An 18396-nucleotide genomic window follows, 5' to 3' on the forward strand; every position below is an offset into this window, starting at 1 on the left:
ACTTATGATACTAAACTTCATGGCCGACAAACTCATAATCTCTTTTGATGAATATATAAAAATTGTTGAGAAACTGGCAATACAAATTCACAAGGAATACAAACCTACTGTTTTAATTGGCATTATGAGAGGTGCTGCACCAATACTTGATATCTTATCGAGGATTTTAAAATTGCCAATAGCCTATATAGTTATTCAAAGTTATTCAGGCGAAGGAATGGAAGATAAGCAAGGTGAACTTATGTTTGCAAGAGAAATAAGCTCATTAGCAAATAACGAGGATTTTAGTAAAGTTTTATTGATAGATGATCTTTCTGATACTGGTTTAACTTTAAATAAAAGTATTGAGTGGTTAAAAAATTATCCTCAAACAAAAGAATTTATAAAAGAAGTTAAAACTGCTTGTCTTTGGAAAAAAAAATCATCAACTTTCGAACCAGATTTCTGTCCTGTAAGACTAGATTCTGACCCTTGGATTGTTCAGCCAACTGAACATTATGAAGAATTATCTATTGAAGAATTAATTAAAAAAAATTAGTTAACAGGGCTAGTTTACTAGCCCTGTTAAAATCTTATTTAACTTACAGCAAAACTTACAACACTAAGTATTGCAACTACCCATATTGCTGGAGAAGTGCTTGAAAACTTTCCAGTAAATATTTTAATTAATGCGTAAGAAACAAATGCTAGGGCAATTCCATTACTAATACTGTATGTTAACGGCATTGCTATCATTGCAAGTATTGCAGGAGCAGACTCAGAAATATCGTTCCACTCAATATCTGTAATATTTCTCACAAAAAGAACAGACACAAAAAGTAGAGCTGCACCATCAATTTGTTTAGGTAAACTAGTTGCTAAAGGAGCAAAAAAGATACATGCTAAAAACAAAATACCTATTACAAGAGATGTCATTCCTGTTTTACCACCTGCTTTTACACCAGCACCAGACTCAACATAACTTGTTACAGTAGTAGTTCCCATCATTGCACCTGCAACTGTTCCAACACTGTCTGATAACATTGCTTTATTGATATCTTGAACTTTTCCATCTTTACCAACTTTACCCGCAACGTTTGCAACAGAAGTTAAAGTTCCAGCCGTATCAAAAAAATCGATAAACAATAAAGTAAAGATTACTGTAGACATACTAGCAGTCATTGCGGCAGACAGATCAAACTCAAAAAGATATGTCATTGGAGGAGGTGAGCTAGCTAAACCATTAAATTTAGCAAGGCCAGCAGCCCAAGCAATGATACTAAATACCAATATCCCTATGATGATGTTACCTTTTACATTCATTTTTTCTAAAACAATTATTGCTATAAATGTTGCACATCCTAAAAGAACTAATGGATCTCCAAGATTACCTAATTTAACTAAGGTAACAGGATCATCTACAACTACTTCCATAATTTGTAATCCGATAATCGCTAAAAATAATCCTATACCTGCACCAATTCCTAATTTTAAACTTTTTGGAATTGAGTTAATTAGCCATGCTCTTATTGGTGTTAAAGATATTATTAAGAATAATACACCTGCTACCAATACAGCACCAAGTGCTTCTTGAGGCGTATATCCCATTCCCGCACATACACCAAATGCAACGAATGCGTTAATACCCATTCCGGGTGCAAGTCCTATTGGCCAAGTCTTTCCATAAAAAGCCATAATAAAACATGCTAAAGCTGTGGCTAAAATCGTAGCTGTGTATACCGCGCCGAAATCAAAGAAACCTTTTTCGGGTCCGGCGAATTCTCCCGATAAGATAAATGGATTTAAAAACATAATATAAGCCATCGTTAAGAACGTTGTGGTTCCTGCTATGACTTCAGTTTTAAAATCTGTTTTGTGTTTTTTATAATTAAAATAATTATCAAGCATTTGTCCTCCTAATGTCTGATAATTATTTGATTCTGCTGAATAATACTTTGAATAAGTCCATTTTATTCACAAAATTCAACCCATAAGTTTATATTTATGCCATAATTGTAATGATAGTGTGATTAATATGAAAAATTTGAAAATTTTATTCACTATATTTTTTATCTTTTTATTTGTTTCTGGTTGTCAAACAGTTAAGCAAAAAACAGACGCAGCTATTCAAAAAGAAAATAAAAAGTTGAGTGAATTTATTGGTCAATCAGCAAGTAAATTACAAATGGAACTTGGAAAACCTGATGAAGATTTTGAAAATGAAAAAGGTAATTTTATTTTTATTTATAATACCAAGAAGTATGGCTTTCCATGTGAGAGAAGATTTGAGATTAATCCAGATAAGTTAGTAATTGGATTTGCTTCCAACGGATGTTTTTAAATTTTACCTGCGAGGATAAATCCTCGCAAGTAAGGGTAAACTTATTTAATTTCTATAAGTTTTTTCTTTTTGTGCTCTGGTATAATTCTTTCACAAGATATTGTTAAAAGACCATCTTTAAGTTCAGCACCATTAACTTTTACATCATCAGCAATAGTGAATGATCTTGCAAATTGTCTTTGAGAAATACCTTTGTGAATTATTTCTCCATTAACATCATTGTTCTCAGATTTATCAACTTGTTTTGTTCTTACCGTTAATAAATTATCTTCAAACTCAACCTCAACATCATTTTTATTAAAACCAGCCAATGCAACTTCAATTGCATAATTATCCTTACCAGTTTTTCTAATGTTGTATGGAGGGTAGTTTGATTGCATTGTCAAACTTCCATTACCCAACATGTTTTCAAATTGATCAAACATATCGTCAAAACCAATTGAAAAAGGTCTTAGTGAGTTAAATATAGATAGATCCTTACTTGTCATAATATTCTCCTTTTTTAAGCAAGTTTATTTTATGCAAGCCCCATAAGGCGACTTACATTGTATATCTAGGTATGATTAATAAGATTTCAATACCTGAAAAATTAAATTTTTTTTGAAATTTTTAATGCAAATGCATAGTCGAGTGCAATTTCTTCTATTGCTCCATCTCTACCAGATTTACCTCCATGACCTGCATTCATTTCTGTTTTAAGAAGTAATAAATTATTATCAGTTTTATAGTCTCTAAGTTTAGCTGTAAATTTTGCAGGTTCATCAAACAAAACCCTGTTATCACTTAAACTAGTTGTTATTAGCATATGAGGATAATCCATTTTTTTTATATTATTATATGGAGCATATGAAAATATATAATCAAAGTGCTCTTTGTTTTCTTTAGCATTACCAAATTCATCAAATTCACCAACTGTGAGAGGTAAAGAATGATCAAGATTTGTAGTTAATGAATCAACAAAAGGAACAGCCATAATTATACCTAAAAATAATTCAGGCGCTTGATTAACAACAGCTCCCATTAATAAACCACCAGCAGATCCACCCATTCCAATTATTTTTCCTTTTGAGGTGTAGTTGTTTTCTATCAAATATTTTGCAGCATAAATATAATCTTCAAACGTATTTTTTTTATTAGTTAACTTTCCTTCTTTCCACCATTTCATTCCTTTTTCCATTCCACCTCTAATGTGTGCAGTAGCCCAAATAATATTTCTATTTATTAAGCTCAGTCTTGTTGAGGAAAAACTTGGACTCATCGAACTACCATACGATCCGTATCCGTATAGTAACAAATTTGCTGTTCCATCTATTTTTGTATTTTTATGTCTTGTAATCGTAAGTGGAACCATTCTTCCATCATGGGACTTAAACTCTATTCTTTCGACTATATAATCATCTGCATTATGACCTGATGGTATTTCTTGCTCTTTTACACGTATTTTAGATTTAGTTTTTAAATTGTATTTGTAAACTCTTGAAGGTGTTTTGGGTGAGGAATATGAAACATAAACCTCATCTGTGTCTCTATTTCTTTGAGTTAATGAAACACCAGGAACACATACTTTTTCGTCAGAAAAAATTAGTTCTTCTTCATTATTTGTTGAAGTATCAATAACAAACAACTTGTCCAAAGCATCTGATGTTTCGGATCTAATTATCCAGTTATTTAAAAATGAAAGTCCACCAATTAACACTTCTTTTTTTGCAGGAATAAATGTCTCCCAATTCTGATTTTCTAAAGTTTCTGAAATATCTATTTTAAAATCCTCTGCATCTTTATTTGTATGATTATAAAATTTTCCATTCCATGAATTTACAGAGTAAAGAATTCCTTTTTCGCGTTTAATTATTAATTTTGGATTTGGTTTTGCTTCATTTACATTAAAGTAATATTGCTCTGAAGTATTGTGATCTGAAGTGTTTATAAAATAATATTTTTCATCAGAACTTAATCCAATACTAACAGTGAAAGCCTCACTCTTTTCCTCAAAGATAAGTTCATCTTCACTTTCAAAATCTCCAATTTTATGTCTATAAATTTTTCTAGCTCTATGATTTTCATCTAACTTTGAATAAAAAAGATACTTATCATCCAAGCTGAAAATTATACTTCCTGATGTTTCTTTAATTTCTTTTGAAATTATTTTATTATTTTCAATATTTCTTACATAAATTGTATAATACTCGGAACCTTTAGTATCTAGTGAGTATCCAAGATATTGATCATTGTTACTAACCTCTAAATCTCCAACACCAAAATATTCAACATTTAATTTTTCTTTTTCTTTATCTCCATTCCAAATTTCTTCAATTTCTGATGAACCAATTTTTTTTCTTAATTTTATAGAGTAATTTCCTTTGGCAGTAGTCTTTGTCCAATATTCATATGAATGATCTTTAAAAGGTAAGCTTTCATCATCTAATTTTATTCTACCTTTAATTTCATCAAATAATATTTTTTGAGCATTTTTCGTATTTTTTAGATGGTACTCAGTATATTTATTTTCATCTTCTAAATATTTTTTTACTTCTGGAAGAAGCTTAGTCTTGTCTTGCAGGACTTCTAAAATATTTTCTTGATGTATCCAGCTATAATTATCTTCCCACTCTACATTGTGACAAGATTTTAGCTCTGGTTTTTTTTTTATATATGGTACTTTCATTTTTAACAGCAAATATATGAATTTTATAATTTATACATTATTAATTTTAGTTGGTTTATATTTTTTATTAAGATTTTTTACTCAAGTTGCGTCAAAAAAAATATCCAAAGGTTTAAGAGCATTCTTATTCATAGTTTTAATCATCTTTGCAGTATTGTTTGCAATAGGAGGTAAATTTTTACTTACTTTGCCATTTACCTTAGCGAGCCTTGCTCTCTTAAAATTGAAAGGTATGTCTATTTTTCAATTAATTTCGTTGTACAGATTAATTCAAACTTTAAGAAATTCGGGGAGATTTTCATTTAATAACACTGCATCAAATTTAAATACAATGTCTACTGAAGAAGCCTATCGTATACTTAATTTAAATCCTTCTAAAAATTTAACTAAAGAAGATGTAAATAAAGCTTACATTAAAATACAAAAAAAAATTCATCCAGATATTTCACCCGAAACTTCTAGGCTATCTACTTTAGTAAATGAGGCTAAAGAAATTGTTCTTAATGATATCAGTTAACTTTTTAATTTATTTATTGTTTCAATTACTTTTTCCACAGAAATAAGGTTTGGATCTGCATTTGTACCATGTGTTATTTCTTCAATGTTATATCCATCAGGCACTAATCTGAAATGGTTTTTACTATAATCAGTATAAGCTTTTGGAGCATCTAATAAAAAAACAATACTTTTTTTACCTGATTGAGAAATTATATGAGAGCCAAAAGAGTCATTTCCTACATACATGTCAGATATACATAAGTAAGGCAAAACATCATAAATTTTTTTATCACTTAATGTCATAAAGTTATTATTTTCTAAATTTGAAATGATTTCATTTTCAATTTCTTTCTCATTTGGACCACATAAAATTAGAAAAAAAAATTTTCCTGTTTTATTTAAATTGTTAACTAAATTAGAAAAGTTTAAAGAACCCCATCTAGTTGTTGGTCCTGACGATCCTACCCCAAGGACTATTTTAAAATAATCATTTTTTATTTCAGCTTTAATTTTATCTAATCTTTCTTTTTTTATGTAAAAATTTGTTTCTGTTGGACTATTTTCAATATTAAGTGTTTTTTCAGTAAATAATTTTGCAGTTTCTATTAAATGTAAATTTTTTTTTCTATAAAATTTATATGAGAAAACATGTTTTATACCTGCAATTTTTGCAGCAAGATATATTCTTAAACTTGGATAATAAATTAACAAATTATCAAAATTAAATTTTTTTAAAACTTTACTAAGTTTAAATATATCAAAAAACTTCTTGTTAAATTTATCCAAGTAAAATACTTTTTCTATCAAAGGATCGTCAGCCAAAGCATCTTTTAAATTTTTATTAAGTGTAATAATTGTTACAGGACCATACTTTTTTGCTACTTGATGGCAGTATGCGAGATGTATTAAGTTTGCACCTAACCCAGAATAGCTCAAATATATTCCTGTTTTCATAGAGACTTGTACATTTTTCTAATTAATTTTTTTTCGACAATATTAAATTTAAAATTAAATTTTTTTTTTAACATCAAAGAGTTTTTGCTATTACCAATTAATAATTTATTTTCTTTTTTTCTGAAATATTTTTTATTTATTGAAAAATATTTTTTATAATCGAGTTTATTTAAATTATAGGCTGTTTTTAAGATCTCTATACCTGATAATTTTTTTCCCGCAGAAATAATAAAGTCCTTACTTTTAAGATTTGATATTTTTAAAATTACCCTAACGACCTCTGTTATCCACGAGTAATCTCTAAATGTATTAATATTTCCAACTTCTACTCTTTTTTTATTTTTCGCAGCTAGGCAAATTTTTTTGATAAAAAAATCATTTGGTCTTATAGGTGATTCAATCTGCATAAATACTAAATTGAATAAGTTTAACTTATATTTCCTATATTTTTTTATTAATTTGAATACTTCTTTCTGAGTTTGAATATAGGGATTTTTGCTTGTTGAGTATTTACAATCAAGATTTATCAACCCTTTTTTTGGTGAAAATATATATCCAGAGTTTGCTTTTAAGAATTTTGTATCTGACTTTTCTTTTTTTAAAATTTCTAAGAAATTTTTAGTCCCAACATAATGAGATGAAAAAGTTGCTTTTTTTAATTTGATACTTTTTGGAATGGAGCTTTGTCCACTGAAATAAAAAATCTTTTTTGGATTATATTTATTTAGGATTTTATATATTTCTTTTTTATTACCTGGATTAAGTTTTTCAAAACTTAATTTTTTTTTTATATTTAAATATTTATAATTAGAAAATTTGTTATTTAGATTCCTTGAGGTAACAATTATTTTTTCATTATTCTTTAAAAGTTCTGCAGATAGATACGCTCCTAGTACGCCAGATCCAATAATTAAGTTTACTCTTTTATTCATTTTTTTTTTGAATTATTATATTCTTTTAAAAAATATATGAGTTTATTAAAAGGTATTTATGCTGCATCAATGTCTGTGTTAAATGATGATTTGACATTAAATATTGATAAAACAATTGAGCATTCTGAAATGGTAATAGAAAATGGTTGCCATGGAGCTGCAATTTTTGGAAGTACTGGACAAGCTCAGCTAATACCAGTTGCTGAAAAAATTAAACTTTTAAATAAAATATCAACTAATAAATATAAAGATCATTTTATTATCGGCACAGGGTTAAATTCTTTAGGAGAAACAATAAACTTAATGAGAGTTGCAACCTCGTTAAATCTAGAAAAATTCCTAATTATGCCACCTGCATTCTATAAATACAGTGATGAAGATGTTTTTAACTTTTACTCTAAAATTATAGAGTCAATTCCAAATGCTAAAATTGTATTATATAATTTTGAAAAACTATGTGGATATAAATTCAGTGTAGAATGTGTTGAAAAATTAGTCAAAAATTTTCCAGAACAAATAGTTGGTGTAAAAGATAGCTCATATAACCTTTTTGAAAATTTAAAATTAGATAATTTTTCTGTTATGCCGGGTTCTGAATCTAAATTATTGAAGGGACTTGAATTAGGTTGTTCAGGAATAATTACAGCAACATGCAATGCAACATCTAAACTTGCCAGAAAAGTATATGATGACTTTAAAGATGGAAGAGAGCAAGAAGTTAATACCCAATTATGTGATGTAAGAGGGACATTTGAAAAATATAACCTAATTTCTGGCTTACACACTTTTTATAAGAATAAAGATAGTTTTTATGAAAATTTACTACCACCTTTAAGAATTCTTAATAAAGAAGAAGAGGTGGATCTTTTAAATAATTTAGAAAAATTTAGTTTTTCACTAAAATCATCAATGGTAGCATAAAATGCAGTTAGCAAGGTTCTTAAATAGTGTTTTTAAGAAAGATGGATTTATATTGATCGATGCAAATTCTAAAAGTTATATTATTGGAAATCCAGAGAAGGAAAATCCCATAAAAATTAAAATATTAAATAAACAACTTCATTATAAGCTTTTATTTCATCCTGACCTTTACTTTGGGGAAGCTTATACCGATGGAGATATAGTTATTGAGAATGGAAGTCTTACAGATTTTTTAGATTTATCTTTGATGAATTTTGGAAGAGGAGAATTAAATTTTTTTAGTTACTTAATTAACAGATTGAGGGGTTCATATAGATATCTAACAAATTTCAATTTTATCAAAAAATCCAAAATGAATGTTTCACATCATTATGATATTAAAGATGATCTTTATGATTTATTTTTAGACCCTAAAAGACAATATTCATGTGCTTATTTTAAAAATGAAAATGATACTTTAGAGGATGCCCAAAATAATAAAATTCAACACATAATTAAGAAATTAAATATAAAACCAAACCAAAAAGTTCTTGATATTGGATGTGGATGGGGATCTTTAGCAGTTGATATAGCAAAATCAGCTAATTGTGAAGTCACTGGAATCACATTATCAGAAAATCAATTAAAATATTGCAAACAAAAAGCTAAAGAACTTAATTTAGAAAATCAATTAAGATTTAGGTTAATGGATTATAGGGAACTCGATGAAAAATTTGATAGGATTGTAAGTGTTGGAATGTTTGAACACGTCGGAAGAAAATTTTATAAAAAATTTTTCTCACAAGTTGAAAAACTTCTTAAAGACGATGGAGTTTCGCTAATTCATACGATTGGATCAGTCAATCCTCCAAGAGACCCTCATCCATGGATAACAAAATATATATTTCCAGGTGGTTATACTCCAAGTTTGAGTGAAGTAACCACTCCAATTGAAAAAGCTGGCTTAATTGTGGCTGATATTGAGGTATTAAGGATGCATTATTCTCATACGTTAAGGCATTGGAAGGAAAATTGTATAAATAATAAAGATAAAATTATTAACATGTTTGATGAGCGTTTTTTTAGAATGTGGGAATTTTATTTAGCGGGTTGCGAAATGGCTTTTAAATGGGGAGACCAAGTTGTATATCAGTTTCAGCTAACCAAAAACTATACCTCTACACCCGTTACAAGAGACTATATTTATCAATAATTTATTGATAAAAAATAAATTCCTTTAAATGAAAAAAATAAAAAAAAAACAAAATAAATCTATTAAAAAAAGTAAAAAAAAATCTCAGTTAAAATCAAAAAGATCTAAAAAAATTTCTAAAGTAAAACAAATAAAACCTAAAATTAATAAAAAAAATAAAGTTAAAGCTAAAAAAAAAAATATTTCAAAAGTAAAAGAAAAAACAAAAAAAAAAATTCTAAACAAATCTAAAGAAAAAGGTTTTCTTTTAAAAATAATTAATTTTCAAAATTCACTAAAACCTGAATTTAAATTCAGAATAAATTTCAATATAGAAAAATATATTCAGGCATTTTTTGATAAAATATCTGAAACAATCAGTAATTATAAAACTCTTAAAAAAGATGAGCAGCGAAGAATAAAACTTGAAAAACAAGAGCAAGAAAGACAGGAAAAACTAGCCTTACAACAAGAGAAGCAGAAAGAACAAGAATTAAAATTAAAGCTTAATGAACAAGTATTAAAGGAAGAAATTAGATTAGAGAAACAAAGAACAAAAGAAATTAAATTATTTCTAAGAAAAGAGCAGGCATTATTAAGAATTGAACAAGCTGAAAAGCAAAAGAAATTTTTACAACAACTAAAATTAGAAAAGCAGATCGAAAAATTTAGAGTAAGAGAAGTTAAAGAATTAGAAAAATTAGAAAAAATATCATTAAAGGAAAAGAGAGAAGATTATGCAGGACTTCAACAGAGAATTGAAAAGTTAAAAGAAAAATATCGAATTATCAGAGATCAAAAAATAAGAGAGAGAGTAGAGGCTTTAGGTGTTAAAATTCAAGGTGATGAAGATAGAGAAACATTATTAAGAAAAGAAAAAGAATATACTTTAGCAAGGCAAAAAATTGAGTTTGCTCTTGAAAGTTTTTATAGAAGCGCCAGCAGTTTAGTTTTTCAATTAAATAAAAGACACATCACAAGACATATGTCTATTTTTCGATGTATTGATAGAAGATTTGAAACAGGTGAAATATTTGTTAAGTGGGATGAAGCTCCTGATGAGGAGTGGTTGTTATTAATTTATATTAAAAATAATTCTCCTGACGAAGGTATAGTCATTGAAGATAAAACCAATCCTGAGAAAAATATCTCTCATGAATTTAAAAATAATGAAATATTTAAAGCTTCTGACACTATGGTTGACTCTTTAACTCAATTAATTGCAAGAAAAAGATCAAAAAATAACAATTAATTATTTCATTTAATTTAAGTATTATTGGTTATGTTTTATGGAATAATTACAATGGTAATTCTATATGTGCTGCTAAGTTATATACTTGCTTGGATCAGATTCTTTAATAGTCAGGACGAGAGGTTAGGACAATCAACTTGGAGATGGAGCTACGATTATGAAGTTGATGGAGAAAGAGACATATCAGATTTGGATGACAAAAATTTTGTAAGATTAAGAAGAAAAAGAAATAAAATTATTACTCTAATGTATTCTGTAGTTTTAATTATGTTTATCCTCTCAATGTCTTTATTGAGTCAAATTTTGATATTTTTTCTTAATTAATTTTTTAATTGTTTTTTATTTTTTAAATACAAAAAATACGCAACTATTTCATATCCATATTTAAAAATTGTAAAGATGATAGGAAGTTTGAAAAAACTATATAAAAATTTATATTTTGGTATTCTCTTCCATACATAAAGAAAAGCTTCTGCACCTTCAATTACTTGATCGTTTTCTTTAATGTGCAATCTTCTTAAAAGTTCTTTGTCATTTTTGGAAGTTTCGTTTTCTGCTTCTTTGTTATTCGTAATATCTATCCAATCAATATCTTCAATATTTTCTTTTTTATACATATTGATTTCTGATCTGCAAATTTTGCAAGAATTATTAAAATAAACTTTCATAGAAAATTATATTAACTTTAAAATTAAGCATGTAAATACGCCAAATGAATAGTTGAAAATTAATAATAAAGCACTATCTAAACTTGGTGAGTAATTTTTTCGACAAATCTGATTTAACAAGAAAAGATGCTGATGTAATAGTGTCTGATACATTAAATAATTGTGATGATGGTGAGCTATATTTGGAGGATACTAAATCCGAATCTATTTTATTAGATGATAATAAAATTAAAAGCTCAAGCTATAGTTCAGATTTAGGTTTTGGATTTAGAGCAATTACAGGGGAGTTTGTTGCATATTCTCATTCTAATGAAATATCAAAAGATTCATTAAAAAAATCCTCCGAAAATTTAAAATCTACACTGAAGTCTATGAAAGGTACTTATAATCAAGATATTTCAAGATCTAATAAAAAATTTTATAAGGATATAAATCCTATAGAGCAAAAAACATTAAATTCGAAATTAGAAGTATTAAATAAAGTAAATGAGTATCTAAGAAAAAAAGATCAATCTGTAAAACAAGTTACTACAAGTTTTGCAGGTGAACAAAAATCTATTGAGATTATTAGATCAGGTGGTGAGGTATTAACTGATGTACGACCATTAATTAGATTTAATGTATCTGTGATGTTAGAAAAAAATGGGAGAAAAGAAACTGGCGTTTATGGAATAGGTGGAAGACAATCTTATGATGAATATCTAAAAAATGACAATTGGAAAACTGTATGTGAGGAAGCATTTAGAATTGCTTCAGTAAATTTAGAAAGTAAACCTGCTCCAGCAGGAGAAATGAAAGTTGTTTTAGGGCCTGGATGGCCAGCGATTTTAATACATGAAGCCATTGGACATGGTTTAGAGGGAGACTTTAATAGAAAAAAAACCTCTGCATTTCATGATCTTATGGGCCAAAAAGTTGCTAGTGAGGGAGTTACGATTGTTGATGATGGAACAATTGATAATAGAAGAGGCAGCTTAACTATTGATGACGAAGGTACACCAACAGAAAAAACAGTATTGATTGAAAATGGGATATTAAAGAATTTTATGCAAGATAGATTAAATGCTAGATTGATGAACACCAAATCCACTGGCTCAGGAAGAAGAGAAAATTATAGACACGTTGTTTTACCAAGAATGAGAAATACAATGATGTTGAGTGGAAACCAAACACAAGAAGAAATGATTAAATCAGTAGACAAAGGAATTTTTGCAGTAAGTTTTGGAGGAGGACAGGTTGATATTACATCTGGAAAATTTGTATTTAATTGTACCGAGGCATACGAAATCAATAATGGTCAGATTGGTTCACCGATAAAGGGGGCGACATTAATTGGAGATGGTCCTTCAATTTTAAAAGAAGTTTCTATGGTTGGAAACGATATGATGTTAGACCCTGGTATAGGAACTTGTGGTAAAGCTGGACAAGGTGTTCCTGTTGGAGTTGCCCAACCCTCAATCTTAATTGACAAAATGACAGTTGGTGGGACAAAACTTTAAATTATGGTTAAGGATCAAGAATATTTAAGATCAAAAGCATCATATTGCTTAGATTTAGCTAAAAAGTTAGGTGCAACTGGATCAAGCGTAACAGTAGGTCATTCAATTTCTGAAACTGTAAATTTTAGAAATAATACTTTAGACGAGTCTAATAGATCTGATGGATTAGCATTAAGCATTGAGACTTATTTGGGAAAAAAAAGGTCATCAATTTCTTCGTCAAACTTACTAGATGATAATATTAAAACATTAATAGAAAAATGTTTTGAAACAACCAAAAATACTCCTGAAGATGAATTTAATTCTTTACCAGATAAAGATCTTTTAGCTAAGGAAATTAAAAATTTAAATTTATATGATGAAACACACTTTGATAATGAAAAAAAAATTGAATATTTGAAAGAGCTTGAGAGCGTTGCATCTTCAGAGGAAAAAATCATAAATACAGAATCTAGTTTTACTGAAAATAAATCTAACTTTATTCTAGCAAATAGTGATGGATTTTGTGAAGGATACAAATCATCTTCATTTAGTGCATCTTGTGTTACTGTTGCCAAAGATGAAAATAGTATGGAAAGAGACTATGAATTTACAAGTAAACGTCATTTATCAGACATTAAGGGCGCAAAAGAACTTGGTCAAAAAGCTTCTGAACAAACCATAAAAAAATTAAGCCCAAATAAAATTGGAAGTGAAAAAATAAGCATTATATTTGACAAAAGGATAGCTAAAGGAATGCTAGGAGCTTTTGCTGGAGCCATATCATCATCTGCGATTTCTAGAGGAACATCTTTTCTTAAAGATAAAATTAATGAACAAATATTTACAGAAACAATAAACGTTATTGATAAACCAGATATAAATAAAGGTGCTGGATCTCAAATTTTTGATTCTGAGGGAGTAAAATCAGATACTTTAAATCTTGTACAAAACGGCATCTTAAAAAATTACCTAGTCGATACGTACAATGGAAAAAAACTTAACTTAAAATCAAATGGAAGATCTGGTGGTACAACAAATTTATATTTTGACAATGGGAACATTAGTTTCGAAGATTTATTAAAAAGTAACTCAAAACACATTTATGTAACAGAAACAATTGGCCATGGAAGTAATTTGGTTACAGGAGATTATTCAGTAGGTGCAACAGGTTTCTTAATTAAAAATGGCGAATTTAAATTTCCAGTAAATGAGATAACAATTGCAGGAAATTTTAAAGATATGTTCAAAAATATAACTTTAGCTAGTGATTTAGATTTTGAATATTCTATCAACTCACCAACTATGATGATAGAGGGAATGACAGTTGCAGGTAAATGAGTACTTACTGTGTAATTGGATCAGGAATATCTGGTGCTACAATTTCAAATCTATTAAATAAAAAATACTCTGTAGACCTCTATGACAAAGCAAGAGGTCCTGGTGGGAGATCGTCATTTAAAAGGTTAGATAAAAAAATAGGCTTTGATCATGGTGTTCAATATATTTCCCCTAAGACTACTGAGTTTAAAAAATTCACAACAAAACTTATAGCAAAAAAAATATTAAAAAATTGGAAGGGCCAGCATATTTTTCAAAATAAAAAGATAAAAGAAAATAAAAACCATCAAAAAATAATTGGCAGGCAAGGTAATAACGATATTAGTAAGTATTTATTAAAAAAAATTAATTGTAATTTTCAAAAAGAATTAAAAAAAATTGATTACAATAAAAACAAATGGAAACTTACCTTTGCTGATGGTGACAATAAATTTTATGATAATCTTATTTTAACTTGCCCACATCCTCAATTACTTAAATTAGCAAAAAAATATATTAATCGTTCGTTTATTAAAAAAAAATTAAAAATGGACGCTAATATTACTGTCATGATAAAAATGAAAAAAACAAAAAAAAATATAAGTAGTTTTTTGTTTGATGATCAAATTTTAGGTTGGGCTGCTAGAGAAAACAGTAAGTTAAGATTTAAAAGTATTTATGAATTTTGGACACTTCAAAGTACGTCAATGTGGGCAAATAAAAAAATTTTGAAAAATAAAGAAAATAAAGATTTGAATTCAAAAATATTAATTAATAAATTTTTTGATCTTACTGGTATCAAAAAAAGCAACATCCTTTTTTCTTTAAATCATGGATGGATGTATTCATCAAATTCAAAACCTTTAAAAATTAAAAGTTATTGGAACTCAAAAATTAATTTAGGAGTTTGTGCTGATTGGTTTGTTGGACCTAGATTAGAAGCAGGATGGATAAGTGCTAATGATCTTTTTAAGAAAATAAGCAGATAAAATTACTCAATATTTTTAATCCTATACTCCCAACTTCCCATTCTCTCATAGGTAACTTTAACTATCACTGAAGTTTTTTTATCAAGCCATATATTAAAATTTAATCTTTTATCTTCTGGAAGTGTCATATCTTTAGAAGTAAGTTTAAAATGATCAGTATCAAATTCTTTTCCATTGATAGTGATTTTTTCCTTACCGATAAATGTAACTAGTTGTTCCTTTATACTTCCAGAAATTGGACTAATTTGACTTTCTGCCTGTAACAATTTGTGGCTCCACCAATTTCCAATTGTATTTTTCAAAGAAGCTTCACCTGAAAAAGAAGATCCTTGAATATCAAATTTATTAGTTTGATTATTTAATATTAAATTTACAAATTTTTTTTTTTTATTCTGACGTGTTTTAGATTCAAAGGAAATTAAATTATCTCCTAAATATTTTTCTTCTCCAAAACCTTCTACTTCAAAAATAGTTGCTCCAAGTAGTTTTACAGTAAATTTATATTTATTATTTACAGTTGTTTCATTGTCTTTCCTAGAAAAAGAATAATTATTATATCCTATAACTTCATTATTTCTTAAGATTTCAAGTTCAATTTTTTTGAAGTTATTATAATGACCAACATGTGCGTTTGAGTTAAAAGTAAATAAAAAAAGTATAATAATAGTGTAAAATTTTTTCATGATAATAATATAAATAAAAATTAAACTAAAAGTATCAATATTTAATGTTTCTATCTATAAAAAATATTCCAAAAGTAAATTGGAGCTCAAACAAAAGTTTGAACTTCAAACCAAAATTTTCAACATCATTTTTTTTAATTTTTGGTTTAACAATTTTTGGTTTGGGAGAGGGTTTGTTAATTTTATCAACAACCGGAAACTCACCCTGGTCAGTATTAGCTGAAGGAATTTCACTCAATTCTAGTTTATCCATTGGCGCAGCAACTTTTTTTGTAAGTGTAGGAGTACTTTTTTTATGGATTTTTTTAAAACAAAAACCAGGTCTTGGAACAATATTTAATATCATCGTGATTGCTGCCATGATTGATTTTACTCTAAATTATTTTCAACCACCTTCATCTCTTTTTGCAAAATACTTATTAGCAGTTCTTTCAGTAATTTTAGTAGGATTTGGTAGTGGTATTTATTTAGTCGCCAATCTTGGCCCAGGTCCACGAGATGGTTTAATGACAGGATTAACAAAAACAACAAATTTACCTATAGCCTTGGTAAGAGCTTTTTTAGAAATTACTGTTGTAATTATTGGTTGGTATTTAGGTGGGACCGTTGGAGTGGGCACACTTATATTTGCTTTTGGAATTGGCCCTTGTGTAGCTTTAGGATTATTTTTAGTTGGAAAAATATTTGACTAAGCAGCTGCGCTAGTTTTCTCACTTCTTTTTCTTTCATGAGGATCAAGAATTGCTTTTCTCAATCTACAAGACTCAGGTGTAATCTCTAATGCTTCATCACTGTTAAGCATACTTAATTGTTCAGCTATTGACATTTTTCTAACAGGAGTAAGAACGACGTTTTCGTCTGTTCCTTGTGTTCTCATATTTGTTAACTTTTTACCTTTCATGACATTTATTATCATGTCACCTGGTTTTGGCGACAATCCAACAATCATACCTGGATAAACAGGATCATTATGAGTAACAAACATTTCTCCTCTCGCTTGAAGGTTAAAGATTGCAAAAGCTACTGCTTTTCCTTGTTCCATTGCAATTAATGCACCATTTCTTCTACCTTCCATTTCACCTTCAAAAGGACCGTAGTCATGGAAAATTCTATTAATTACACCTTCCCCTTTAGTAAGCGTTAGAAATCTACTTGTGTATCCCATCAAACCTCTCGTAGGTGCATGAAATATCAATCTTTTCTTATTTGTACCGGTATCTTTTAGTTCAATTAATTTACCTTTTCTTCTATTCATCGAGTCGATTACTTTTGAAGAGTATTCTTCATCTAAATCCATAGTAATTTCTTCAATTGGTTCAAGTTTGTTTCCTTGATTATCAGTTTTATATAAAACTTTTGGTGGACTTACTGTCATTTCAAAACCTTCTCTTCTCATTTGAGTAAGAAGTATTTCCAACATTAATTCACCTCGTCCACTTACAACGAATGAATCTTTTCCATCATTTTCTGAAAAAGTAATTCCTACATTGTTTTGTGCTTCTTGAACTAATCTTTCTCTAATTTGAGTACTTGTAAGTTTTTTACCTTCTGTGCCTGCTAATGGAGAAGTATTAACAGTTATTGTGATCGACATTGTTGGAGGATCAATTGGAGTCGCTGGTATAGGATCATTAACTTCCAAATTACAGATTGTATCAGCAACATTTGCCTTTTCTAATCCTGCTACAACAACAATATCTCCTGCTTCTCCAACATCAATTGGAACTTTTTTAGTTCCTTCGTATCTAAAAATCTTTGTTAATTTTCCTTCATCAACTTTTTCACCATTTAAATTAATAGCTTTGATTGGTTGGTTTGCTTTTGCTGTCCCTTGTGTAATTCTACCTACTAGACTTCTACCTAAAAAACTGTCTGAATAAAGCAATGTTGATAACATAGCAAAAGGTTTGGTTTTATCTAATTCAGCTGGCTTAACGTGGTCCACTATTAAGTCTAATAAAGGATTTAAATTTTTTCTTGGTCCATCCACCTCATGATCTGCCCATCCAGATCTTCCACTCGCATATAAAACAGGAAAATCTAATTGTTCTTCATTTGCATCTAAACTTACAAATAAATCAAAAGTTTCATCTAAGACCTCATTAGCTCTTTGATCTGCTTTATCCAATTTATTAATAACTACAATTGGTTTTAAACCTTGTTTTAATGCTTTCGATAAAACAAATTTTGTTTGAGGCATAACTCCTTCTGCAGAGTCAATCAATAAAAGAGCTCCATCAGCCATGCTCAAAACTCTTTCAACTTCTGCTGCAAAATCTCTATGGCCAGGTGTATCAATAATATTTATTCTTGAATCATTCCAGTTAATAGATGCAGGTTTTGCAAGAATTGTAATTCCTCTTTCTTTTTCCAGTTCCCCAGAGTCCATTAATCTTTCATCAACAACTTCATTTTCTCTAAATGATCCACTTTGTTTCATTAAATTATCAATCAAAGTAGTTTTGCCATGGTCTACATGGGCTATGATTGTGATGTTTCTTATATTGTTGCTCATAAATTGTGGCTCTTATACATATTTAATTTG

The 18396-nt window shown here is 28.4% G+C and carries 19 protein-coding genes; 11 read left to right on the forward strand and 8 right to left on the reverse strand.

Going from position 1 to position 18396, the window contains the following annotated elements:
• The first annotated feature begins 4 nt into the window (after positions 1-4).
• Entirely contained in the window at positions 5-538 is a 534-nt protein-coding gene (locus ACTTA0_RS01980) for a phosphoribosyltransferase (RefSeq protein WP_440675796.1), read from the forward strand.
• 38 nt (positions 539-576) lie between these two features.
• Here ACTTA0_RS01980 and ACTTA0_RS01985 read toward each other — a convergent pair whose 3' ends face one another.
• On the reverse strand, positions 577-1887 hold the full coding sequence (locus tag ACTTA0_RS01985) for an NCS2 family permease (RefSeq protein WP_440675798.1): 1311 nt from the start codon (positions 1885-1887) through the stop codon (positions 577-579).
• A 127-nt stretch (positions 1888-2014) separates the two neighbouring features.
• Between ACTTA0_RS01985 and ACTTA0_RS01990 the strand changes: the two genes are divergently transcribed.
• Positions 2015-2320: a hypothetical protein gene (locus ACTTA0_RS01990; protein WP_440633046.1), complete on the forward strand. Its 306-nt coding sequence runs from the start codon at positions 2015-2017 to the stop codon at positions 2318-2320.
• A 41-nt stretch (positions 2321-2361) separates the two neighbouring features.
• Here the strand turns inward: ACTTA0_RS01990 and ACTTA0_RS01995 are convergent, their stop codons facing one another.
• Both ACTTA0_RS01995 and ACTTA0_RS02000 read right to left on the reverse strand, forming a co-directional pair.
• Positions 2362-2808, reverse strand: coding sequence for an Hsp20 family protein (locus ACTTA0_RS01995; RefSeq protein ID WP_440653084.1), 447 nt, complete (start codon positions 2806-2808; stop codon positions 2362-2364).
• Positions 2809-2909: 101 nt separating this feature from the next.
• Entirely contained in the window at positions 2910-4985 is a 2076-nt protein-coding gene (locus ACTTA0_RS02000; RefSeq protein ID WP_440675800.1) for a S9 family peptidase, read from the reverse strand.
• Positions 4986-5001: 16 nt separating this feature from the next.
• Here ACTTA0_RS02000 and ACTTA0_RS02005 point away from each other — a divergent pair, with 16 nt between their 5' ends.
• Positions 5002-5502, forward strand: a complete 501-nt coding sequence (locus ACTTA0_RS02005; RefSeq protein ID WP_440675802.1) for a J domain-containing protein — start codon at positions 5002-5004, stop codon at positions 5500-5502.
• On the opposite strand, the gene ACTTA0_RS02010 is transcribed toward ACTTA0_RS02005, so the two are convergent.
• Together ACTTA0_RS02010 and ACTTA0_RS02015 are read right to left on the reverse strand one after the other, a co-directional pair.
• On the reverse strand, positions 5499-6437 hold the full coding sequence (locus tag ACTTA0_RS02010; protein ID WP_440675804.1) for a glycosyltransferase family 9 protein: 939 nt from the start codon (positions 6435-6437) through the stop codon (positions 5499-5501). The two genes, ACTTA0_RS02005 and ACTTA0_RS02010, sit on opposite strands and share 4 nt — an antisense overlap.
• Complete coding sequence (locus ACTTA0_RS02015; RefSeq protein WP_440675806.1) at positions 6434-7369, reverse strand: GDP-mannose 4,6-dehydratase; 936 nt, start codon at positions 7367-7369, stop codon at positions 6434-6436. Before ACTTA0_RS02015 ends, ACTTA0_RS02010 begins: the two co-directional genes overlap by 4 nt.
• A gap of 36 nt (positions 7370-7405) precedes the next feature.
• On the opposite strand from ACTTA0_RS02015, the gene ACTTA0_RS02020 reads away from it, so the two are divergent.
• Genes ACTTA0_RS02020 through ACTTA0_RS02035 form a run of 4 tightly spaced genes read left to right on the forward strand, consistent with a single transcriptional unit; the run spans position 7406 to position 11037 of the window.
• Entirely contained in the window at positions 7406-8290 is an 885-nt protein-coding gene (locus ACTTA0_RS02020; protein WP_440675808.1) for a dihydrodipicolinate synthase family protein, read from the forward strand.
• Position 8291: 1 nt separating this feature from the next.
• A complete protein-coding gene (locus tag ACTTA0_RS02025) occupies positions 8292-9482 on the forward strand; it encodes a class I SAM-dependent methyltransferase (protein WP_440675810.1) in 1191 nt (396 codons plus the stop codon).
• Between the two features lie 28 nt (positions 9483-9510).
• On the forward strand, positions 9511-10713 hold the full coding sequence (locus ACTTA0_RS02030) for a hypothetical protein (protein ID WP_440675812.1): 1203 nt from the start codon (positions 9511-9513) through the stop codon (positions 10711-10713).
• A 30-nt stretch (positions 10714-10743) separates the two neighbouring features.
• Positions 10744-11037, forward strand: coding sequence for a hypothetical protein (locus ACTTA0_RS02035; RefSeq protein ID WP_440646932.1), 294 nt, complete (start codon positions 10744-10746; stop codon positions 11035-11037).
• Here ACTTA0_RS02035 and ACTTA0_RS02040 read toward each other — a convergent pair.
• On the reverse strand, positions 11034-11381 hold the full coding sequence (locus ACTTA0_RS02040; RefSeq protein WP_440675814.1) for a DCC1-like thiol-disulfide oxidoreductase family protein: 348 nt from the start codon (positions 11379-11381) through the stop codon (positions 11034-11036). The two genes, ACTTA0_RS02035 and ACTTA0_RS02040, sit on opposite strands and share 4 nt — an antisense overlap.
• 86 nt (positions 11382-11467) lie before the next feature.
• On the opposite strand from ACTTA0_RS02040, the gene ACTTA0_RS02045 reads away from it, so the two are divergent.
• The 3 genes from ACTTA0_RS02045 to ACTTA0_RS02055 are packed head-to-tail and all read left to right on the forward strand — an operon-like array spanning position 11468 to position 15168.
• Positions 11468-12880 carry a TldD/PmbA family protein gene (locus ACTTA0_RS02045; protein WP_440675816.1) on the forward strand — a complete coding sequence of 471 codons (1413 nt, stop codon included), beginning with the start codon at positions 11468-11470 and terminating at the stop codon, positions 12878-12880.
• Between the two features lie 3 nt (positions 12881-12883).
• Positions 12884-14200, forward strand: a complete 1317-nt coding sequence (locus ACTTA0_RS02050; RefSeq protein WP_440675817.1) for a TldD/PmbA family protein — start codon at positions 12884-12886, stop codon at positions 14198-14200.
• Complete coding sequence (locus ACTTA0_RS02055; protein WP_440675819.1) at positions 14197-15168, forward strand: NAD(P)-binding protein; 972 nt, start codon at positions 14197-14199, stop codon at positions 15166-15168. Before ACTTA0_RS02050 ends, ACTTA0_RS02055 begins: the two co-directional genes overlap by 4 nt.
• Positions 15169-15170: 2 nt before the next feature.
• Here the strand turns inward: ACTTA0_RS02055 and ACTTA0_RS02060 are convergent, their stop codons facing one another.
• Positions 15171-15851 carry a DUF6134 family protein gene (locus ACTTA0_RS02060; protein WP_440675821.1) on the reverse strand — a complete coding sequence of 227 codons (681 nt, stop codon included), beginning with the start codon at positions 15849-15851 and terminating at the stop codon, positions 15171-15173.
• A 44-nt stretch (positions 15852-15895) separates the two neighbouring features.
• On the opposite strand from ACTTA0_RS02060, the gene yczE reads away from it, so the two are divergent.
• The gene (yczE, locus tag ACTTA0_RS02065) at positions 15896-16543 is read left to right on the forward strand and encodes a membrane protein YczE (RefSeq protein WP_440675822.1); all 648 of its coding nucleotides are present in this window, start codon (positions 15896-15898) and stop codon (positions 16541-16543) included.
• Here yczE and typA read toward each other — a convergent pair.
• Entirely contained in the window at positions 16540-18366 is a 1827-nt protein-coding gene (typA, locus tag ACTTA0_RS02070; protein ID WP_440675824.1) for a translational GTPase TypA, read from the reverse strand. The two genes, yczE and typA, sit on opposite strands and share 4 nt — an antisense overlap.
• Between the last annotated feature and the right edge of the window lie 30 nt (positions 18367-18396).

The sequence above is a fragment of the Candidatus Pelagibacter sp. HIMB1593 genome (assembly GCF_052047755.1).
GTDB lineage: Bacteria > Pseudomonadota > Alphaproteobacteria > Pelagibacterales > Pelagibacteraceae > Pelagibacter.

Coding starts and splice junctions, on each gene's coding strand:
- ACTTA0_RS01980 (WP_440675796.1), top strand. CDS start 5: ATGATACTAAACTTCATGGCCGACAAACTCATAATCTCTTTTGATGAA.
- ACTTA0_RS01985 (WP_440675798.1), bottom strand. CDS start 1,887: ATGCTTGATAATTATTTTAATTATAAAAAACACAAAACAGATTTTAAA.
- ACTTA0_RS01990 (WP_440633046.1), top strand. CDS start 2,015: ATGAAAAATTTGAAAATTTTATTCACTATATTTTTTATCTTTTTATTT.
- ACTTA0_RS01995 (WP_440653084.1), bottom strand. CDS start 2,808: ATGACAAGTAAGGATCTATCTATATTTAACTCACTAAGACCTTTTTCA.
- ACTTA0_RS02000 (WP_440675800.1), bottom strand. CDS start 4,985: ATGAAAGTACCATATATAAAAAAAAAACCAGAGCTAAAATCTTGTCAC.
- ACTTA0_RS02005 (WP_440675802.1), top strand. CDS start 5,002: ATGAATTTTATAATTTATACATTATTAATTTTAGTTGGTTTATATTTT.
- ACTTA0_RS02010 (WP_440675804.1), bottom strand. CDS start 6,437: ATGAAAACAGGAATATATTTGAGCTATTCTGGGTTAGGTGCAAACTTA.
- ACTTA0_RS02015 (WP_440675806.1), bottom strand. CDS start 7,369: ATGAATAAAAGAGTAAACTTAATTATTGGATCTGGCGTACTAGGAGCG.
- ACTTA0_RS02020 (WP_440675808.1), top strand. CDS start 7,406: ATGAGTTTATTAAAAGGTATTTATGCTGCATCAATGTCTGTGTTAAAT.
- ACTTA0_RS02025 (WP_440675810.1), top strand. CDS start 8,292: ATGCAGTTAGCAAGGTTCTTAAATAGTGTTTTTAAGAAAGATGGATTT.
- ACTTA0_RS02030 (WP_440675812.1), top strand. CDS start 9,511: ATGAAAAAAATAAAAAAAAAACAAAATAAATCTATTAAAAAAAGTAAA.
- ACTTA0_RS02035 (WP_440646932.1), top strand. CDS start 10,744: ATGTTTTATGGAATAATTACAATGGTAATTCTATATGTGCTGCTAAGT.
- ACTTA0_RS02040 (WP_440675814.1), bottom strand. CDS start 11,381: ATGAAAGTTTATTTTAATAATTCTTGCAAAATTTGCAGATCAGAAATC.
- ACTTA0_RS02050 (WP_440675817.1), top strand. CDS start 12,884: ATGGTTAAGGATCAAGAATATTTAAGATCAAAAGCATCATATTGCTTA.
- ACTTA0_RS02055 (WP_440675819.1), top strand. CDS start 14,197: ATGAGTACTTACTGTGTAATTGGATCAGGAATATCTGGTGCTACAATT.
- ACTTA0_RS02060 (WP_440675821.1), bottom strand. CDS start 15,851: ATGAAAAAATTTTACACTATTATTATACTTTTTTTATTTACTTTTAAC.
- yczE (WP_440675822.1), top strand. CDS start 15,896: ATGTTTCTATCTATAAAAAATATTCCAAAAGTAAATTGGAGCTCAAAC.
- typA (WP_440675824.1), bottom strand. CDS start 18,366: ATGAGCAACAATATAAGAAACATCACAATCATAGCCCATGTAGACCAT.